The following is a 17,750-nucleotide window of genomic DNA, read 5'->3' on the forward strand; positions in this document are numbered from 1 at the left end:
GAAATTCTATCTGTTATTATACCCAAACCTTTTAAGCTGGTAACTGTTGCTGCGCCAGTCTTTGTTTACTTTTACAAACATTTCTATGTGTATCTGCTTGCCAAAAAATTTCTCCAGGTCTTCGCGGGCCTGTATGCCTACACGTTTAATGGCAGATCCTTTATGTCCTATAATAATTCCTTTTTGGGTTTCGCGCTCTACCATGATCACGGCACGAATGCGTATAATGTTATCATCCTCAATAAACTCTTCTGTTTCTATCTCTACAGCATACGGAATTTCTTTATCGTAATTGATAAGTATTTTTTCGCGAATGGTTTCGTTTACAAAAAAGCGTTCGGGCTTATCTGTAAGGGCGTCTTTAGGGTAATAAGGCTCACTCTCCGGCAGCAGTTGTATAATACGGTTAAAAACTTCTTTTACATTAAAATTTTTAAGGGCGCTTATAGGGTAAATTTCGGCATTGGGCACTTTCTCTGTCCACAATGCTACCTGCTGCTCCAATTGTTCCTGCTCGCTGGTATCTATTTTATTAAGTAATAAAAGTACAGGTATCTTAGCATGGACGATTTTGTTAAAAAAGGCTTCGTCTTTAAGCTCTTTCTCACCTATCTCTACCATATATATAAGTACATCGGCATCTTCAAAGGCAGATTTTACAAAATCCATCATAGAATTTTGCAGCTCGTAAGCCGGTTTAATAATACCGGGCGTATCGCTTAGGACCACCTGAAAGTCTTCGCCGTTTACAATACCTAATATACGGTGGCGTGTAGTTTGTGCTTTAGACGTAATGATAGACAAACGTTCGCCTACAAAGGCGTTCATAAGGGTGCTCTTGCCCACATTTGGGTTACCAATAATGTTTACAAAACCTGCTTTATGTGCCATACAACCTGAAATAAATGTTTAACAAAAACCCATCAGTACTGATGGGCTCGATTTAGCAATGCAATAAAGATTACTATTCTGTAGGCAAAGATAGGATAATAACCCGATAAACCTGTTACTCCTTTAAGTCTTATATCTTCGTGTAAGCAGATACAGCATAATAGGGATTTGCCTCTGTGCCGTCGTTAAACGTTATACTAAGCGTATTTCCGGATACTGTAATCTCTAAATCCTGTGTGCCCCCCTGTGTGGTAATTGTGTAAGCGTTACCTGCAGTATTTACCCAGGTGCCATCAAAACTACTGGAGGTGCACACGCTCTGTAAGTAAGCATAGTCTGTCACAGTAAAAGCTTTTTGCTCGTCTCTAAATGTTATAGTGCTTTGCTTTCTGCAGTCGTTCAATGTTTCCGGGGTGCCATTATTTGTATAGGTAGATAGTTTCCATGAGCCAATAATAGGGCTCGATGGGGTGGGAGTAACTGTCCTGTCGTCATCGTTTCCGCATCCTGTTAATGCTAATGCGGTAAAGCATACTATTAAAAACTTTTTCATAATGGTGGTGTTAGTTATTGATTTTGGTATTTAAGATCTACCTTAAAATAAAACCGTTTTGTAAACTTAGTAGCGGGAACAGGACTCGAACCTGTGACCTTCGGGTTATGAGTTCTAACGTAACCCGAAACAAGCCATGTTCCTGCCCTTTATGCTATATTTTCACCCAGTTTAGAGGGTTCAAAATTTCAAGATTATAGGAAAAGTGTTCTTATTCCTGTTCAGATTGCAAATGAACGAATCTTTATTCGTTCTCAATCTTTTTTATAGCCTTAGATTCAATGAGTGCAGGATTGCTTGGGAAAAGTTCTTTTATATCTTCTGGAGCATTAATTGCGGGTCTTACTTCTCCACCTTTCATTATTATATCGGCAAATGTTTTTATAGAATTTTTAATTTTTTCGATATTTTCAGGTTCATTTTCCTTGAAAGCTTGTGAGTTTATATACTCTGCCTCGGTCTGAATCACTCTTTTTATTGCTGCTTCGTTCAGATCCACAATATGCTGTAGTGCGTCATTTTGAATACTTACTGTTCGCAAATGTTCTTCACTAATCCTACATTTTAAAACAAAATTATAAACTGCTGAAGCTGCCCAAACCACACTGCTTATCAATCCCACTCCTCCGCCGCCTACTAAGACGTTAAACCATATAGATCCATTCTCCACACTAACAACTTTTTCAGAGCCTTTAATATCGTCATTGATCACAATTTGACTAATTGCATTGTGCAGATCATTGGTGTATTTTGATATATCCTTTAAGTTCTCGATGGGGGGGAGCTTTATATTTATCGATTCCTCAGACTGAATTAGAACAAACCCATTTAGTAAATTCAATAGATTAGCAAGTCTAAATCTTAAATTGAATAACACAACTTCTAATGTATCTTTCTGATTAGTAGATAACGTTTCGAGATCCGATCCTAAGGAATAAATGACCGTCTCCTTCAGTGGGTTCAATTCATTAATAAAATAGCTTGACTCTTCAAGTTCTAATAAAGCAATGCGTAAATCTTTAACGTTTTCTAAGTAGAAAATATTTGGATTACTAGAATTTGCGGAAAGTTCAAGATGCAATTTTTGAATGACTTTCTCAAGCTGTTCTTTAAAATTTGAAAGGGTCATATTTTTCATTGTAAGACTATCGTTTTAAAAGCAATTACATCGGGTTTAGGCCATTCGCTCTTTTTGGTATTAAAGAGTAAGCCTTCGCGGGTTGGATATTTTTCCTTTAATTTCTTTACAAAAAGCTCACTTGAGTTGTTATGCATCGAACTTCATACTCCTCTAAAGGCTTCAGAAAAGTCTTCAAGTTGAAAAGCCGTAAAACACGTATAAAGAGCCGTAAATTAAACACATAAAAAAACGGTTTTAAATTTCTTTAAAACCGTTTTGTAAACTTAGTAGCGGGAACAGGACTCGAACCTGTGACCTTCGGGTTATGAGCCCGACGAGCTGCCTACTGCTCTATCCCGCGTTGTTTCGAGTGCAAATATACAACCATTATTGAATATAACAAGACTATTTGCGAAAATGTTTTTAAATTTAAGCTTTATTTGAAGAAAATTTAATCCTGAGTGGGTGTTATACATTGTATAACAGATGATTGTTTAAGGGAAAATTTTTAAAATAAATTAAACTTTGGTAATGTTTGATGGTGTAAGGGCCATAACTGTTTGATGTTTTAGATACTCCTAAATGTTCTTTTAAATGCCAACGGCCTATTCGAACTATAAAGCAAAAATGCTCCTTTTTAAGGAGCATAATTTTCTTTAGCAGGCTAAGAGGGACTCCAGTCGAACACCTAATACCAATTTTGATGTTTGTTGATGGAATTAAATAACTGAAAATAAGATTTTATATATAAATATAATTTTTTAAAAACAAAGCAGCAAAAAATATTAATGCCAATTTTAGTCTTGTAATCAACATGTTGTATATAACATAAAATCCAACTTAAATCAGACCTTTGTCACGGCAATACCGTGCCACGCTTTCCTCTACTGTTGGGAGCTTACCAAAAAGTTCTTTTTGTCGTTGCGGATTCTTGCTTATGTACACGCCCGTATCGATCCATTTTATCATTTCATACATATCTTTAATATTATCACTAAACCTGGCTATAATCGGCAGAATGTATTTCATGGCAAATGGAGGGATAACCGGCTTAACATCAATTTTCTTTTTAAGGACACTTGCAAAGGCCGCTACCAGTATTTTTTCGTTTACCGGCCTGTCCCAACCTACATCTATAGAAGTATTCAGCTCTGTATCAGGTAACGCTACAGCCGCCAGGGCGGTATATCGTGCCAGTTGTGGTGTATAGATAATACCATACGTCCCGGTCAGGAAAGTAGGCAGTATTCCTTTCTTAATTTTCTCAATTATAAAATCAGGTGTCTGATCCAAAAAGGCTCCCGGCCTAAGGGCGATGTAAGGCTGTTTTTTTTCTTTCAGGTATTCTTCAATCTGGAATTTGTTGTAAAAATGAGGCACCGACCGGGCTTTGTCAGATTCGAGGATGGAGATCAGCACAAAACGGGGAATCCCTGCTTCTTTAGTGGCGTCTACCAAATTCCGGTACCCTATAGTGTCCGTTGCTGCGCTGTCCCCTTTTTTCCGACGCGTGTAGCCGGCCGCACTGGCCACTGCAACATCAAAACCGTGCTTCGGTGAAAAGGCTTGCCTTAAAGAAGCTGCATCCATCATATCCGCCACAACAAAATTTTTAACCCCCATTTTAGAGAGTGCATCCCTGTTACTGCTGGCTCTTACCATGGCCGTAACTTCCGCCCCCTGCCCAAGCAACTCTTTTACAATCTGGCTACCCAGCATTCCGGTTGCACCGGCAACTATAACTTTTTTAGTATTCATTTTATGTTTAAATTGTATTTACTTCTTTATTCTACAAGCAGCACAACCTTGCCGTTTACGCCTCCGGCGGTTACAAAATCCTGAGCGCTGGCTGCTTCTTCCAGCCTAAAGGTTTTGGAAACAACTGGCCTGAACTTTCCTGCATCTATTAAGTCAATGCCATTTTGTAAGGTTTCAGATGTTATATTGGAAGCTACAAACCGGGCTTCCACATTGTAACGCCTTGCCAACTCCTGCGATGGCGGTGTTGCAATGCTCAATAACGTGCCACCGGGCTTTAAAACCCGGAATAAATTTACCTGCGCTTCGCCACCTGCGGTATCGGCTACCAGGTCAACATCATTGATAATAGCCGCCACATCCTGAAACTTATAGTCAATTACATCATCGGAGCCAAGGCTTTTTGCCAGCGCCACACCCTTTCCGGATGCCGTGGCAATAACGTAGGCCCCGGCAGCTTTTGCCATTTGTACCATAGCACCCCCAACTGCGCCACCGCCTCCCTGGATCAACACTTTTTGACCTTCTTCTAATTTGCCCTCTGTAAACAATACTGACTGTGCCGTCCCTATAGTAACCGCTATTGATGCTGCGGCTTCAAAAGACAGGCTTTGTGGCTTGAGTACAACGAGGTTCTCATTGGCAGTAACATACTCGGTATAAGCACTTTTACGGGTGAGGGCAATCACGGCATCACCCACTTTAAATTTTGACACATTGCTACCAATAGCAGCAATTACTCCCGCAGCCTCACCGCCCGGAATAAATGGTAACTGAACAGGACGGGTTTTTTTCATAATTCCCATTCGTGTTTTAATGTCTATAGGATTTACACCAGCCGCCTTAACCATGATTAAAACATCATTTTCAATTTGGATTGATGGTTTAGGGACCTCAACCTGCTCAATCACATCCGAGCTTCCATAATCCTTATATTGTATGGCCTTCATTATTTTGAAGTATAAAGTGGATAATCAATATAACCTTGCTCGCCGGGAGTATACAATGTGCCGAAATCGACATCATTGAGGGGGACATTTTTTTCACTACGGCTAACGAAATCAGGATTGGCAAGGAATCCTCTGCCAAAAGCAACAAGGTCTGCAGAATTATGCTGCAACAGTTCTTCTGCCGATTCTTTGGTCAGGGCATTACAGTATATGATCGTATTATTAAATACTGTACGAATAGATTTATACGTTTTTTCAGGAATGTCAGGGTTAAGGGAAAGATGGATGTAGGCGAGCCCTATCCTGTCCAGTTCGCTGCTCAGGTACGTGTAGGTCTGGTGCACTTCCTCAGTATCGTACGGCTTTTGGTCGCTTAATTGAGAAAAAGGAGAAAACCGGATGCCAATTTTATCTGCGCCAATAGCAGCTGCAATCGCTTCGGTAATCTCTACAATAAGGCGGCTCCTGTTTATAAGGTCGCCACCATAGTGGTCCGCCCTGTTATTTACATTGGGGTTTAAGAATTGTTCCAATAAATACCCATTGGCACCGTGAAGCTCTACACCATCAAAACCGGCACGTATGACATTTTTAGAAGCCTGCACGAAATCGGCAATCACGCCTGTTATGCCTTGCTGTGTAAGGGCCACCGGTACAGAATGTTCCTGCATACCGAGAGTGTCAGTGAAGATTTCGCCGGCCGCCTTAATATTAGATGGGCCTACCGGCTGTAACCCGTCGGGCAGGTTCGCTACATTGGCGATACGGCCGGTGTGCATGAGTTGCAGGAAAATTTTTGCCCCGTTTAGATGTACCGCCTCCGTTACATTTTTCCAGCCTGCAACCTGTGCTTCTGAATAAATTCCCGGGATTCGGGGATAGCCCAGCCCTTCCGGGCTTGGCGACGTACCTTCGGTAACGATCAGGCCTGCGCCGGAGCGTTGCGCATAATAGGTTGCTATAAGTTCATTAGGAAGGTTGCCTATAGCCCTGCTTCGGGTCATGGGAGCCATTACCAAATGGTTTTTTAATTTTAAAGTGCCTTTCTCAAAAGGAGTGAATAACTTTTTCATTGTGTCATATTATTTATATAGACAAATGTAGAAGTTACTGTATGGGTAAAATAACCGGATAAGACACAAGAATAGTCCTATCCGACGGCAGAGAATTATATTGGCTATAAGATTATACCGTATAAGAAAACTTCTTTGGGGTGATGCCATACCGCTTCTCAAACAGCCTGCTGAAGTGGCTAAGGTTTGAAAATCCCAACTCATAGCCAACCTCCGAAACGGAATGCTTAGCCTGTTTCAGTAAAAAAGCGGCTTCATCCATTCTGGCCTTTTGGTAATAATTATAGATTGTATCTCCAAATGTCTGCTTGAAGAGTTGTTTAAGCTTGGTCTCGCTCATCGATGCAATAATGGCCAACTCACTTAAAACCGGTGGCGTACTGAGGTCACGTAAAATCTCGTTGCGGATTACCAAAAGCTTTTCTGCATCGTTGCTGTTTATACTTTTAAAAGTAGTGTTCTCCCTAAGTGACAGCTTACTAAAAAGCAGGTACATCAATTCCTGAACTTTAATTTGTATATAGAAACCATTCATAGAATTGTTCATGTCAACTGAAACTATATTTTTGAGAAGCAATTGCATTTCAGTATCCAGGCTTTCGAAAAAGAGAAATGAAGCGTTTTCGCCTGTAATGGTTTGAATTGTGTTATTGGGGTTTTCAATGGAGAGTATTGAGCGTAGTCTGTCGGCAGCAATTGCAACTACCACATATTGTATAATACTGTTAGCAGGAAAACAGATTTCCGTCTTCAGGTCATTTGTAGATAAGAGTATTGAGGCATCATTTTTTTGTGAGAATGGGATATTCTCTTCGCTCTCATATTTAACTTCAAGATCCTGTTGGGTATTATAAAAGAAAAAAGTCCGCACACTGCTGGTTTCAGGGGAAGGATTACGCTTAATAACTAAATCTTCCTTTAAGATATAGCTATGAATAGTTAATTTAAAATCGCTCCCAAAACCTACTTTACGCACATAACCTTCTCCCATTTCAGTTGGGATTTCCATGAAATTATCTCTTACAACAGCATTGATATGCTTTGCAAAAAATGTAATGAAGTCGAAGCCCGGGGCCGTTGTAAATTCGAAGATCATATACTGGAGTAGGTTATTTTCAAATCTAAATTACGGGGAAACAATTGTATTCCTGCTTTAGCATCGAATGTTTTAATTATTTGGAATTAAAATTATGCTATTAGATATGATATTCAATTTCTTACAAGTAAAAATACCCTATAAATAATGAATTTACAGGGTATTTGCAGGCTGAGAGGGACTCCAGTCGAACACCTTATACCTGTTTTGATGTTTTTTGAAACGATTAAATAATCAGAAACACATAAGACGGTCACCTACTTAACACTAATATCTTTGTTACGAGGCAAATGCAGATAAGGGAATTTTGAAACGGTTGCCCTGATGTTTTTTTGTTTTGTGCCCGGCTCTCCCCAAATAATTTCTACTTCATTGCCTATATTAGCATGTTCTAAAATTATAATGCATAATGAAATCATTGCCTTATAATAATTAGTATACACACGCCCGCTGGATATTCCTACGACAATACCATCTTTAACAACATCATCAGAATGTACCGCCGTGTTGTTAGCAGTCCATATTGCATTAGCCGGCAAATCCATATAGTTATATTCTTCGCCTTCCCTTAACTGAGAGGCATATACATCTATAATATCTTCAGCATTCCAAAGCAATGTTACTACTTTACGTTTTGGGTTTCTCAAAATCTCTATCAGAGCATCACGCCCTGTAAAATCATGATCTAAATGAATACGGTTTTCCCAACCTGCTTCAACTGGATTTAAATATCTTTTGGCAATATCATTCCCTGCACTCCCCGCCACATTATTTAGTACATTATTATAAGCATTTCCAATATAGGCCATGAAATCCTCATCTTCATAAAACGCACAGGTAAAGTGTATATAAGACTGTACAAAACCATTCTCTGTATGGTTCGTACCGTAAACCTGCATACCTAAACGCTCTATCCCAAATTGCTCTCCAGCTTGTAGTATTGCATTGTAAACAGCTTCTGCATTATCAATTGCACCATGCACTTCATAAGCTAAAGTGCCGGCAACACCCATACGCAATATTCGCACATCATATTTTGTATTTCCTGTTGCACTATCAACAATCTGGCTCGGGCGATGATGAAAAAATTCAATATCGCGCAGGCTGCTTTGCGTTGCAGCTTCCAGAACCTTAAGTGAAAGTGGGCCGCCTATTTGAAACAGAAATACTTTACCGGTTAAGTCTTCCGCCTGCACATTATATTTACCGCTGTCTGCAAAATAATTAATGTACGGACTTAAAAAATAACTCATGTATTCGTTATTGCCTAAACTTAGTAGTATCCCGTCAGACATTACGTTCCCATTTGCATTACACATAACGGCATGGCGTGTTGTACCTTCTGAAAATGTTTTGAAATCATTTACACAGGTATCTGAAAATAGCCTTAAAGCATCGGGACCGGAAATCTTGTACGGGTACGACGGATTAAGCCCTGCATGAAGGTAGCAGGTTTTCTTCCAGGAAAGCGATTCCTTTTTAAAGCCGGAAAAACTGTATGGAGATAAATGCTCAAAAGCTATATTATAATCGGCTACATTTTTATCTAATGGTAAATACGGACTATGTTGTATGCTAACAGGTTTAGTAGTATCCATAATTTTTTTATACAATATTAAACAAATATTTTTAAACAAACCAATTGTTCGGTATCTTTGTAGAATGGAAAATCCTTATAAACGTAAAAAAGAACCCTTAGCTAATAAGAAGCTAATTCTTGAAGCCGCTGCTGAAATTGGTGCAAACGACTCATGGAGTAATGTGACTTTTCAGGCAATAGCAAACAAAACAGGTATAAGCAAGGGTGGAATTATTCATCATTTCCCATCTAAAGAGGCATTACTCGATGATCTTTTTGATCAGAGTTTGTTAGAACTTTCTGAATTGATAACTAAAGAAACAGAAGATTATCCCGGGATAGATGTTGCATACGCCTATTTAAAAATTGTGTTTAGTGATATACAGGACAACCACTATTTAAACACCATGAATGTTATTTTAAAAGGCGCTGTTAATAACGTTCATTTGTGCCAAAAGTGGAAACAGTGGGTTACAGAGAACCTTGTAACCGACTTTACAGAAACAAGTGTCACATCAATAATCACACTATTGGTTGCTGATGGTATGTGGTTTTCGGATACGTTGAATATTTACCCTATAAGTTTAGAACAGAAACAAAATATCCTCTTACAACTAAAAAAATTCTAAGTATGAAATATGTATTTTTAGCACTGGCTATTATACTGGAAGTGGCTGGCTCAAGTTTATTAAAGGCTGGTGAACAATTCACGAAGATTATACCTTCTTCTTTAGCAATACTTTCTTACGTTGCCTGTTTTTACTTTTTATCAATGTCTTTAAAACATATTCCGTTGGGCACAGCCTATGCAATATGGGCAGGATTGGGTATTGTGCTGACGGTTGGAGCATCAGTGGTAATTTTTAAACAGTCTCTTGATCTCCCTGCTGTTATTGGTATTGTACTGATTATAGCTGGGGTAGTTGTTTTAAATTTCTTTTCTAAATCTGCGGCGCATTAATCTAACTTCAACAGATATATTTAAAACAAATAAAACACCCTGTAAATAACAAATTTACAGGGTGTTTGCAGGCTGAGAGGGACTCCAGTCGAACACCTTATACCTGTTTTATTGTTTTTAAACACTATTAAACACCTTCCATAATATACTTTTTAGTATATTTGCAACGTAAATATTTACCAATGTTAACAAAAGCAGAAAAGACAAAACAGTTTATACTTGAAACAGCAGCACCTCTTTATAATAAAAAAGGTATTTCTGGCGTAAATATAGATGACGTGCTTGCAGAAACTAAATTAACAAAAGGATGCCTGTATGGACATTTTGAAAACAAAGACGATCTTACCGTACAGGTTGTTGACCTGATGCTGAAAAAGGTTTCTGATAGAGTGTACCAGGCCGTAGCAAATGCTAAAACTGCAAGGGCTAAAGTTTTTGCTTTTCTTGACTTCTATAAAGACCCAATTGATACTTATATATCAGGTGGTTGCCCAATATTTAACACTGCAGTTGAAGTAGATGATAATTTTCCGCTAATCAAAGAAAAAGTGGCAACCGTATTCCGGTTAGGACAAGAGGGCCTTACCAATATATTAAAAGAAGGTATTGAAAATGGAGAATTTTCTTCTAAGCTTGACCCTGTTGTTATGGCATTTAAACTTGTTGCTGCTACCGAAGGTGGCATTGTAATGTGCCGTACAATGAATACCATGAAACCAATGCAATCATTAATAAAAAATTTAAAGGCAGAATTAGATCAATATACGGTTTGATTTTTTTTATTATAAAATAGACTAAAAAGTATATTTTAAAACTAATTTTTTTATGTAAAACACTACCTGAACGCTTACTGATTAGTAATAATATCAAAACAAAATAACATGGATTTAAAAAACAAAACAATCCTGATTACGGGTGGTGCATCGGGTATAGGCCTTGAAGCCACCAAACAATTTTTAGCCATTGGTGCTAAAGTAATTATTACCGGAAGAAATCAGGCAAAATTAGATGCTGCTAAAAAAGCCTATCCGGCTTTAACTGTAATACAAAGTGACGCCGGAAGTGAAGCGGAAACGAAAGCTCTTTTTACGAAAGTACAAGCACTGGGAGGTATTGATATCTTATATAACAATGCTGCTGTGCTCATTCCTCCATCAAATTTAGGCATAGCCAACGAGAAACATATTGAAGGCGCTGCTTACGAAATACAAGTTAATTATCTGGGTGTGATAAGGCTAAATAACATTTTTATGGACATGCTACAATCTAAAAAAGAAGCTGCAATAATCAATACAACTTCTATATTAAGTCAGGCTCCGTCATTAATCGAAGCCACCTACTCTTCTTCTAAAACGGCTTTAGCTTTTTATACCATATCACTTCGTGAGCATTTAAAAATCATTGGCAGTAACGTGAAGATATTTGAACTGATTCCACCACTTGTTGCTACAGAAATGACTGCAGACAGAGATGATAAAAAAATATCTCCCCAAGAAATGGTAAAAGGCCTTATTAACGGCTTACAAAAAAACAATTATACTATAAGAGTGGGAGATGCAAAATTGTTTAACCTAATTAACAGATTTCTCCCAAAATTTGCCTTTAAGATTATTAATCCGGCGAAAAGCCATCAACTTTTAAAAAAATAAGATGAAAGCATTTATAATAAATAAATACACCAAAGACAGCCTACAACTTGCAGATTTACCTGCTCCAAAGGTTGGCGCAAATGAAGTTGTGGTAGAGGTTCACTCGGCAGGGGTTAATCTTTTGGATTCAAAAATTAAAACAGGAGAGTTCAAATTAATGATTCCCTATAAATTCCCTATAATTCTGGGGCATGACGTAGCCGGCATCATTACCGAAGTAGGAAAAAATATTACCAGGTTTAAAATTGGCGACGAAGTATATTCCCGCACGCCAGATTACCATATAGGTACGTTTACAGAATATATTTCGATAAATGAAAAGTATGTGGAATTTAAGCCTAAAAACCTAAGTATGGAAGAAGCAGCTTCCATGCCATTGGTCGCACTTACAGCATGGCAGGCATTGGTAGAAAGGGCTAATTTAAAAAAAGGGCAGAAAATATTTATCCAGGCGGGCTCTGGGGGCGTAGGTACTGTAGCCATACAACTGGCAAAACATCTGGGTGCAACCGTCGCCACTACCGCTAGTAATAAAAGTTTTGAATTACTTAAATGCCTGGGTGCTGATGTAATAATAGATTACAAAACGCAGGATTTTGAATCCATCCTTAAAGATTATGATGTAGTACTTAACAGCCAGGATACTAAAACACTCGAAAAATCACTTAAAATTTTAAAAACGGGCGGTAAGGCTATTTCAATTTCAGGCCCTCCTACACCCCAATTAGCAAACGATATTGGGCTGCCCTGGTACCTGAAGATAATTTTGACACTAATTAGTTTTAGCATAAAAAGTAAAGCTAAAAAAAATCATGTTGATTATTCTTTCCTTTTTATGAGGGCTGAAGGAAGCCAGCTACAGGAAATCACTAAACTAATTGAAGCTAATATTATTAAACCAGTGATAGATAAAGTATTTGCGTTTGAAAAAACGAATGATGCCCTGAAATACGTTGAAAGCGGACGTGCAAAAGGTAAAGTAGTAATTAAAATAAAATAATGTTATAATACAAGAGCCTATATGTCCTAATTAAAATACCCTGTAAATAATTAATTTACAGGGTATTTGCAGAGAGGAAGGGATTCGAACCCTCGATACCCTTGTGGAGTATACACACTTTCCAGGCGTGCGCCTTCGACCACTCGGCCACCTCTCTAAGGTATTGCGGGTGCAAAAATAGTATTAAATAATGGATTGCTAAAACTAATTACGACAATTCTCCGCGCAGTGAGGTTTCAAACAGCTGCTTAAAATCGCTGTGTGCAACGTTTTGACCCAACAGGTACATCATCTTTGTTATGGCAGCTTCGGTTGTAATATCAGCTCCGGATATTACCCCAATTTCCTTAAGCATAGTACTGGTTTCATACTGCCCCATGTTTACACGGCCTCCCCAGCACTGGGTAACATTTACAATATGCAGGCCACGCTCTATGCCTTTTTGCAAAATGCCTATAAACCAGTGGGCAGACGGCGCATTGCCAGACCCGTAGGTTTCGAGTACGATGCCTTTTAAGGTAGGTATGTTTATAATGGCAGTAAGCACCTGTGCGTTTAATCCCGGGAAAATTTTAAGTATAGCTACATTACCATCAAAATTTAACCCTACTTCAAGATCTTTATTTATACTTCTGGGTAAAAATTGCTCTTTACTTACTTTTAAATGCACGCCCGATTCTGCCAATGCAGGATAGTTAGGCGATGTAAAAGCATTAAAATGCTCGGCACTAATTTTTGTGGTACGGTTGCCGCGGTATAACTTATATTCAAAATAGAGGCATACCTCCCGCACTACAGGCTCGCCACCTTCGGTAAGGGATGCTATTTGTATGGCTGTAATAAGATTTTCCTTGGCATCTGTGCGCAAATCGCCTATGGGTAATTGCGACCCGGTAAATACAACCGGCTTATCAAGATTTTGCAGCATAAAGCTTAACGCCGATGCAGAGTATGCCATGGTATCTGACCCGTGCAGTATTACAAAACCATCAAAATTTGTATAATTATCTTTGATTACAGTCGCCATCTTTTCCCATTTTTCAGGATCCATATCAGACGAATCTATAGGCTTTTCGAACGAGAAAGTTTCGATATCACAGTCAAGCTGTTTTAGTTCGGGTATATTTTGCAGCAGTTCCTTAAAATTAAAAACCACGAGCGCACCCGTTTCAAAGTTCTTAACCATACCTATGGTACCGCCTGTATATAACAATAAAATTTTAGGTTTAGGCATTGCTGTATTTTAGCTTGTTAACCACCGGGTTAGCATAAATGTTAAGAATACCCTCTTTTAAAATCTTATTATCTACATCTATACGCATTTCCATCCTGCGTTCAAAAATCTGCTTTTCTTTCTCGGTATATTTATCAGCAAACTGATTAGTATTGTAAAGCAAATCATAAGCCACATAATTTGTAGGCCACAACTTGTAGGTGCTTAATATAGAATCGTCTATAACCTGTGCAAGCGACTGTATTTGCTTATTGTTATTTTCACTTTCTGCTGCAATGGCATCAAGCTCGGTATCCAGTACATCGCCCACATGCAGGTGAATGCGCTTTTTCTGGCCCATAATACCACTAAGAAGCGTATTAAAATCTTCATTCTTTTCTTTTACATACACCTCATCATTAGCTTTAGCCAGCAATTGCGGCATCTTTAACGCATCTGTAGGGTCATACTCATAAGAAATAGATACCGGAACGATTTTCATTTTCTTAAAGTATTCCATAAGCGGCACGCCTTCTGCTGCCATGGCAAGCATTTTAAGCACGCCCTGCTGTGTGGCATCATTACCATCTTTAGTACGGCCTTCGCGCTGCGCTATCCATACAGAGCGGTTTTCGCGCCTAAGCATCTGGTAAATATATTCAGACATTAGTTTAGAGCTTTGCAGCAACTCGCGCGGGGTAAGGTCTCTTTGCACCAAAAAGCTTCGGTTAAGCCTTGACAGTACCTGTAAAAATGTTTTTTTAACAAGGTTATCGCCAATGGCCGATGCCGTCATGATAAGGCCGTGGTCTAACAGCGCCACGTTAAGCAACGACGTATCGAGTATAATATCGCGATGGTTAGAAATATAAAGGTACGGGGTGTGGTTGTCCAGTTTCTCAAAACCCGATGTGGTAAACCCATCAGAGCTTTTTTTAAGCACCTGGTGTACCGCATTATATATAAAATTTGCCTGAAAATCGCGTTTAGAATGCGTTTTTTTAAGTTGCTCTATCCAAACCGGTTCTTCAACATCGGGAAAGGTAAAGCTCATGAGGGCTTTCATCATAGGGTGGTGTGCTACACTACGTAGTGCCTCGTTTACTTCGCTGTCATAAAAAGGCCTGATATGATCAAATTTCGACATGTACTTCTTTAAGGTTAAAACTATCTGCAAAAGAACAAAAATTTATTGAAATTAACTCAAAATCTTTGTTAAATACCATAAACGCTTTTGCTGTTAGCCGTGGTTACATTAGCAATTTCCTGTATGGTAACCCCATAAATATCTGCAAGTTTCTGTGCAATTAAGGGTATGTAAGCACTCTCATTGCGCTTGCCCCTGTAAGGTACCGGTGCCAGGTAGGGAGCATCTGTCTCTAGGACTATATGTTGTAAATCTATATCGTGCAAAAACTGGTCTATCTTACCGTTTTTAAAGGTAGACACACCGCCTATGCCTAACTTCATATTGTAGCCAATGGCTTTTTGAGCCTGCTCGTAATCTCCGGTAAAGCAATGAAAAATTCCGTACAGGTTGTCTGCTTTTTCGCTTTCCAGTACTTCAAAAGTTTCATCAAAAGCATCCCGGCAATGTATGTTTATGGGCAGGTTATACTTTTTAGCAAGCTGAATTTGATGCTTAAAGGCATGCTGCTGCTCTTTAAGCCGGGTTTTGTCCCAAAAAAGGTCTATGCCTATTTCGCCCACGGCATAAAATTTATGGCTTGCAAGTTGGGCTTCTACATGGGCAAGCTCTTCCAGATAGTTTTCTTTTACATACGTAGGGTGCAGCCCCATCATAAGGAAAACATTATCCGGGTATTGCGCTTCGAGGTCGTACATAATTTGGGTGGTTCCCGAATCTATAGAGGGCACAAAAAGGCGTTGCACACCGGCATCAAACGCACGCTGAAACATAGCATCGCGGTCATTGCTAAATTCTTCGCTGTATATATGGGTATGGGTATCTGTAAATATCATAGCTTTTGTAAGTAAGCCGCAAAATTACAAAGTTGGCACCGCTTTTACATTTTTAATATGATAATTTAAGTATTTTTGAGATTCAATACATTATACCCCATGCAGGATCTTTACAGCAGCTTAAAAAGCAAAGGCTACAGGCGCATAAAATTTAAACTCAGCAAAACACAGCACTTGCTTGTAAAAGCTAAAATAAATGGCATAGAAGGCAACTTTATACTTGATACCGGAGCCTCTAACAGTTGTGTAGATTTTGCAGGAATAACCCATTTTGAGCTCTCGGCAGCCGATTCTGATACCCGTGCTGCCGGTGCCGGGGGAACGGGGATGCTAACACAAACATCTTTAAAAAATACATTGAAAATGGGCCGCTGGAAAAACAAAAGTTTTGGGCTTGTTATTTTTGATATGTCGCATGTTAATGAGGCACTGCGCCAGTATAAAGCAAAACCCGTACACGGTATTATAGGGGCAGACGTGCTTATAAAAGGGAAAGCCATTATAGACTACGCTAATTTTTGTTTTTACTTAAAATAAAACCCTGTAAAACACTAATTGTAAGGCTGTTTTTATATTTTTGGCGAATACATATACTATCATCAATATGAAACACTTTTACCTTTTCTTATTAAGCCTTATGGCTTTTACTGCTACTGCTCAAATTGAAATTAACGTACCACCCCCATCTTATTATTGCGATCAGGATGGCAATGGTACCGTAACAATTGACCTGAACGATTATAATGCTTATATTTTAGGAAGCAACAACCCTGAAGAATATTCAGTAAGCTATTTTCTTACAGAAGATGATGCACGGCATAATACATCCGTACTGCCTTACTTATACACCCTTTATGTATCGGCCACACCCCAGGAACTATTTGCAAGGGTAACAGAGATTGCTAATACAGATAATTTTGCTGGTACAATTTTAGATATAAGGGTAGTTCCAATACCTGATGCAGTAACCTTACCTGTTATAAACTCTTTATATTGTACTGGATCGGAGTATGACTTAACTTTAAATAATGGTCTACATAACCCACTGCACGAAGTTTCTTTTTATTCAACAGAAACTGATGCCAGTGCTGGAACAAATGCAATAGCTAATCCAGATTTTTATGTTACTAATGAGCAAAGTGTATGGGTAAGGGTAGCAAGTGTTCCATCGGTAGCAACTGCGCCTGCCTGTTTTATAATTTTGCAACAGCGGCTTAATCCTTATGGCATTCTTCAATTAAGTGCAGTTGTTGCAGGTAATACTGTAACTTTTATAGCTACAGGTGGTACTCCGGTTAGTTATTCAATAATTAGCGGTCCTCAACAAGGCTCTTATCCCACGCCTGCTCAAACATCAAACGTTTTTACTGACCTTGCTCCGGGTATGTATAGCATACAAGTGTTAGATTATTGTGGCAATATGTATACATATTCTATTATGATAGTTGCAAGCCCAGAACCACCCACAGGAGAAACTTCGCAAACCTTTACTGAAGGGCAAACTCTTGCCGACCTGGAAGTTTCGGGCGATAACGTTGTGTGGTATGATGCAGCTACGGAAGGCAATGTACTACCTATAACTACGCCGCTTACAGACGGTACCACGTATTATGCGGAACGTGCAGGCGGCAGGCTGAGAGCATTGCGCCTTGCTGTTACGGTACATTTGGTTTTAAGTAACAACAGCAATGCTCTGCAAACGCTTACGTATTACCCCAACCCTGTAAAGAATATGCTTAATGTAAAAAATGCGGCGCCTATAAACAGCATTGCAGTTTACAGCACAATTGGGCAGCAGGTTATGCACAATACAATTAATGCCACCGAAACTAATCTTGACCTATCTTCACTTAGCAATGGTATTTACTTTGTAAAAGTACAGGCGGGTGAAAGCAGTAAAACAATAAGGGTTGTGAAGGAATAA

Annotated in this window: 18 protein-coding genes and 2 tRNA genes; 7 read left to right on the forward strand and 13 right to left on the reverse strand. The window is 38.9% G+C overall.

What is annotated here, in order from left to right; all coding sequences use genetic code 11:
• Nucleotides 1-6: 6 nt before the first annotated feature.
• The 9 genes from era to F565_RS0110090 form a co-directional block, all read right to left on the reverse strand.
• Nucleotides 7-891, reverse strand: a complete 885-nt coding sequence (era, locus tag F565_RS0110045) for a GTPase Era (protein ID WP_020213095.1) — start codon at nucleotides 889-891, stop codon at nucleotides 7-9.
• A gap of 130 nt (nucleotides 892-1,021) precedes the next feature.
• The gene (locus F565_RS0110050) at nucleotides 1,022-1,444 is read right to left on the reverse strand and encodes a lipocalin-like domain-containing protein (protein ID WP_020213096.1); all 423 of its coding nucleotides are present in this window, start codon (nucleotides 1,442-1,444) and stop codon (nucleotides 1,022-1,024) included.
• A gap of 244 nt (nucleotides 1,445-1,688) precedes the next feature.
• Nucleotides 1,689-2,582 carry a hypothetical protein gene (locus tag F565_RS0110055; RefSeq protein WP_020213097.1) on the reverse strand — a complete coding sequence of 298 codons (894 nt, stop codon included), beginning with the start codon at nucleotides 2,580-2,582 and terminating at the stop codon, nucleotides 1,689-1,691.
• 270 nt (nucleotides 2,583-2,852) lie between these two features.
• Nucleotides 2,853-2,925 (reverse strand) — tRNA-Met (locus F565_RS0110065).
• Between the two features lie 479 nt (nucleotides 2,926-3,404).
• Nucleotides 3,405-4,322: an NAD(P)H-binding protein gene (locus F565_RS0110070; protein WP_020213099.1), complete on the reverse strand. Its 918-nt coding sequence runs from the start codon at nucleotides 4,320-4,322 to the stop codon at nucleotides 3,405-3,407.
• Between the two features lie 26 nt (nucleotides 4,323-4,348).
• On the reverse strand, nucleotides 4,349-5,272 hold the full coding sequence (locus tag F565_RS0110075; protein WP_020213100.1) for an NADP-dependent oxidoreductase: 924 nt from the start codon (nucleotides 5,270-5,272) through the stop codon (nucleotides 4,349-4,351).
• Nucleotides 5,272-6,345 carry an alkene reductase gene (locus tag F565_RS0110080; RefSeq protein ID WP_020213101.1) on the reverse strand — a complete coding sequence of 358 codons (1,074 nt, stop codon included), beginning with the start codon at nucleotides 6,343-6,345 and terminating at the stop codon, nucleotides 5,272-5,274. Before F565_RS0110080 ends, F565_RS0110075 begins: the two co-directional genes overlap by 1 nt.
• 112 nt (nucleotides 6,346-6,457) lie before the next feature.
• The gene (locus F565_RS0110085) at nucleotides 6,458-7,441 is read right to left on the reverse strand and encodes a helix-turn-helix domain-containing protein (RefSeq protein WP_020213102.1); all 984 of its coding nucleotides are present in this window, start codon (nucleotides 7,439-7,441) and stop codon (nucleotides 6,458-6,460) included.
• A 257-nt stretch (nucleotides 7,442-7,698) separates the two neighbouring features.
• Nucleotides 7,699-9,039 carry an aminomethyltransferase family protein gene (locus F565_RS0110090; protein WP_020213103.1) on the reverse strand — a complete coding sequence of 447 codons (1,341 nt, stop codon included), beginning with the start codon at nucleotides 9,037-9,039 and terminating at the stop codon, nucleotides 7,699-7,701.
• 64 nt (nucleotides 9,040-9,103) lie between these two features.
• Between F565_RS0110090 and F565_RS0110095 the strand changes: the two genes are divergently transcribed.
• From F565_RS0110095 to F565_RS0110115, 5 genes are all read left to right on the forward strand, one after another.
• Complete coding sequence (locus tag F565_RS0110095; protein WP_020213104.1) at nucleotides 9,104-9,649, forward strand: TetR/AcrR family transcriptional regulator; 546 nt, start codon at nucleotides 9,104-9,106, stop codon at nucleotides 9,647-9,649.
• Nucleotides 9,650-9,651: 2 nt separating this feature from the next.
• Nucleotides 9,652-9,981 carry a DMT family transporter gene (locus tag F565_RS0110100; protein ID WP_020213105.1) on the forward strand — a complete coding sequence of 110 codons (330 nt, stop codon included), beginning with the start codon at nucleotides 9,652-9,654 and terminating at the stop codon, nucleotides 9,979-9,981.
• 182 nt (nucleotides 9,982-10,163) lie between these two features.
• A complete protein-coding gene (locus F565_RS0110105) occupies nucleotides 10,164-10,754 on the forward strand; it encodes a TetR/AcrR family transcriptional regulator (RefSeq protein WP_020213106.1) in 591 nt (196 codons plus the stop codon).
• Nucleotides 10,755-10,862: 108 nt separating this feature from the next.
• On the forward strand, nucleotides 10,863-11,630 hold the full coding sequence (locus F565_RS0110110; RefSeq protein WP_020213107.1) for an SDR family oxidoreductase: 768 nt from the start codon (nucleotides 10,863-10,865) through the stop codon (nucleotides 11,628-11,630).
• Nucleotide 11,631: 1 nt separating this feature from the next.
• On the forward strand, nucleotides 11,632-12,630 hold the full coding sequence (locus tag F565_RS0110115; RefSeq protein ID WP_020213108.1) for an NADP-dependent oxidoreductase: 999 nt from the start codon (nucleotides 11,632-11,634) through the stop codon (nucleotides 12,628-12,630).
• Between the two features lie 69 nt (nucleotides 12,631-12,699).
• On the opposite strand, the gene F565_RS0110120 is transcribed toward F565_RS0110115, so the two are convergent.
• The 4 genes from F565_RS0110120 to F565_RS0110140 form a co-directional block, all read right to left on the reverse strand.
• A tRNA-Ser gene (locus F565_RS0110120) sits at nucleotides 12,700-12,787 on the reverse strand.
• A 51-nt stretch (nucleotides 12,788-12,838) separates the two neighbouring features.
• Nucleotides 12,839-13,864 (reverse strand): asparaginase, encoded by a 1,026-nt coding sequence (locus F565_RS0110125; RefSeq protein ID WP_020213109.1) that lies wholly within the window; start codon nucleotides 13,862-13,864, stop codon nucleotides 12,839-12,841.
• Nucleotides 13,857-14,990 (reverse strand): 1-acyl-sn-glycerol-3-phosphate acyltransferase, encoded by a 1,134-nt coding sequence (locus tag F565_RS0110130; protein WP_020213110.1) that lies wholly within the window; start codon nucleotides 14,988-14,990, stop codon nucleotides 13,857-13,859. The genes F565_RS0110125 and F565_RS0110130 overlap by 8 nt, the downstream gene beginning before the upstream one ends.
• Before the next feature lie 68 nt (nucleotides 14,991-15,058).
• A complete protein-coding gene (locus F565_RS0110140) occupies nucleotides 15,059-15,826 on the reverse strand; it encodes a TatD family hydrolase (RefSeq protein WP_020213112.1) in 768 nt (255 codons plus the stop codon).
• A 99-nt stretch (nucleotides 15,827-15,925) separates the two neighbouring features.
• Between F565_RS0110140 and F565_RS0110145 the strand changes: the two genes are divergently transcribed.
• Both F565_RS0110145 and F565_RS0110150 read left to right on the forward strand, forming a co-directional pair.
• Nucleotides 15,926-16,363: a retropepsin-like aspartic protease gene (locus F565_RS0110145; RefSeq protein WP_020213113.1), complete on the forward strand. Its 438-nt coding sequence runs from the start codon at nucleotides 15,926-15,928 to the stop codon at nucleotides 16,361-16,363.
• A 67-nt stretch (nucleotides 16,364-16,430) separates the two neighbouring features.
• Nucleotides 16,431-17,750 (forward strand): T9SS type A sorting domain-containing protein, encoded by a 1,320-nt coding sequence (locus F565_RS0110150; RefSeq protein ID WP_020213114.1) that lies wholly within the window; start codon nucleotides 16,431-16,433, stop codon nucleotides 17,748-17,750.

It is taken from the genome of Flavobacterium rivuli WB 3.3-2 = DSM 21788, from assembly GCF_000378485.1.
GTDB classification, from domain to species: Bacteria; Bacteroidota; Bacteroidia; order Flavobacteriales; family Flavobacteriaceae; genus Flavobacterium; species Flavobacterium rivuli.

Coding starts and splice junctions, on each gene's coding strand:
- era (WP_020213095.1), bottom strand. CDS start 891: ATGGCACATAAAGCAGGTTTTGTAAACATTATTGGTAACCCAAATGTG.
- F565_RS0110050 (WP_020213096.1), bottom strand. CDS start 1,444: ATGAAAAAGTTTTTAATAGTATGCTTTACCGCATTAGCATTAACAGGA.
- F565_RS0110055 (WP_020213097.1), bottom strand. CDS start 2,582: ATGAAAAATATGACCCTTTCAAATTTTAAAGAACAGCTTGAGAAAGTC.
- F565_RS0110070 (WP_020213099.1), bottom strand. CDS start 4,322: ATGAATACTAAAAAAGTTATAGTTGCCGGTGCAACCGGAATGCTGGGT.
- F565_RS0110075 (WP_020213100.1), bottom strand. CDS start 5,272: ATGAAGGCCATACAATATAAGGATTATGGAAGCTCGGATGTGATTGAG.
- F565_RS0110080 (WP_020213101.1), bottom strand. CDS start 6,345: ATGAAAAAGTTATTCACTCCTTTTGAGAAAGGCACTTTAAAATTAAAA.
- F565_RS0110085 (WP_020213102.1), bottom strand. CDS start 7,441: ATGATCTTCGAATTTACAACGGCCCCGGGCTTCGACTTCATTACATTT.
- F565_RS0110090 (WP_020213103.1), bottom strand. CDS start 9,039: ATGGATACTACTAAACCTGTTAGCATACAACATAGTCCGTATTTACCA.
- F565_RS0110095 (WP_020213104.1), top strand. CDS start 9,104: ATGGAAAATCCTTATAAACGTAAAAAAGAACCCTTAGCTAATAAGAAG.
- F565_RS0110100 (WP_020213105.1), top strand. CDS start 9,652: ATGAAATATGTATTTTTAGCACTGGCTATTATACTGGAAGTGGCTGGC.
- F565_RS0110105 (WP_020213106.1), top strand. CDS start 10,164: ATGTTAACAAAAGCAGAAAAGACAAAACAGTTTATACTTGAAACAGCA.
- F565_RS0110110 (WP_020213107.1), top strand. CDS start 10,863: ATGGATTTAAAAAACAAAACAATCCTGATTACGGGTGGTGCATCGGGT.
- F565_RS0110115 (WP_020213108.1), top strand. CDS start 11,632: ATGAAAGCATTTATAATAAATAAATACACCAAAGACAGCCTACAACTT.
- F565_RS0110125 (WP_020213109.1), bottom strand. CDS start 13,864: ATGCCTAAACCTAAAATTTTATTGTTATATACAGGCGGTACCATAGGT.
- F565_RS0110130 (WP_020213110.1), bottom strand. CDS start 14,990: ATGTCGAAATTTGATCATATCAGGCCTTTTTATGACAGCGAAGTAAAC.
- F565_RS0110140 (WP_020213112.1), bottom strand. CDS start 15,826: ATGATATTTACAGATACCCATACCCATATATACAGCGAAGAATTTAGC.
- F565_RS0110145 (WP_020213113.1), top strand. CDS start 15,926: ATGCAGGATCTTTACAGCAGCTTAAAAAGCAAAGGCTACAGGCGCATA.
- F565_RS0110150 (WP_020213114.1), top strand. CDS start 16,431: ATGAAACACTTTTACCTTTTCTTATTAAGCCTTATGGCTTTTACTGCT.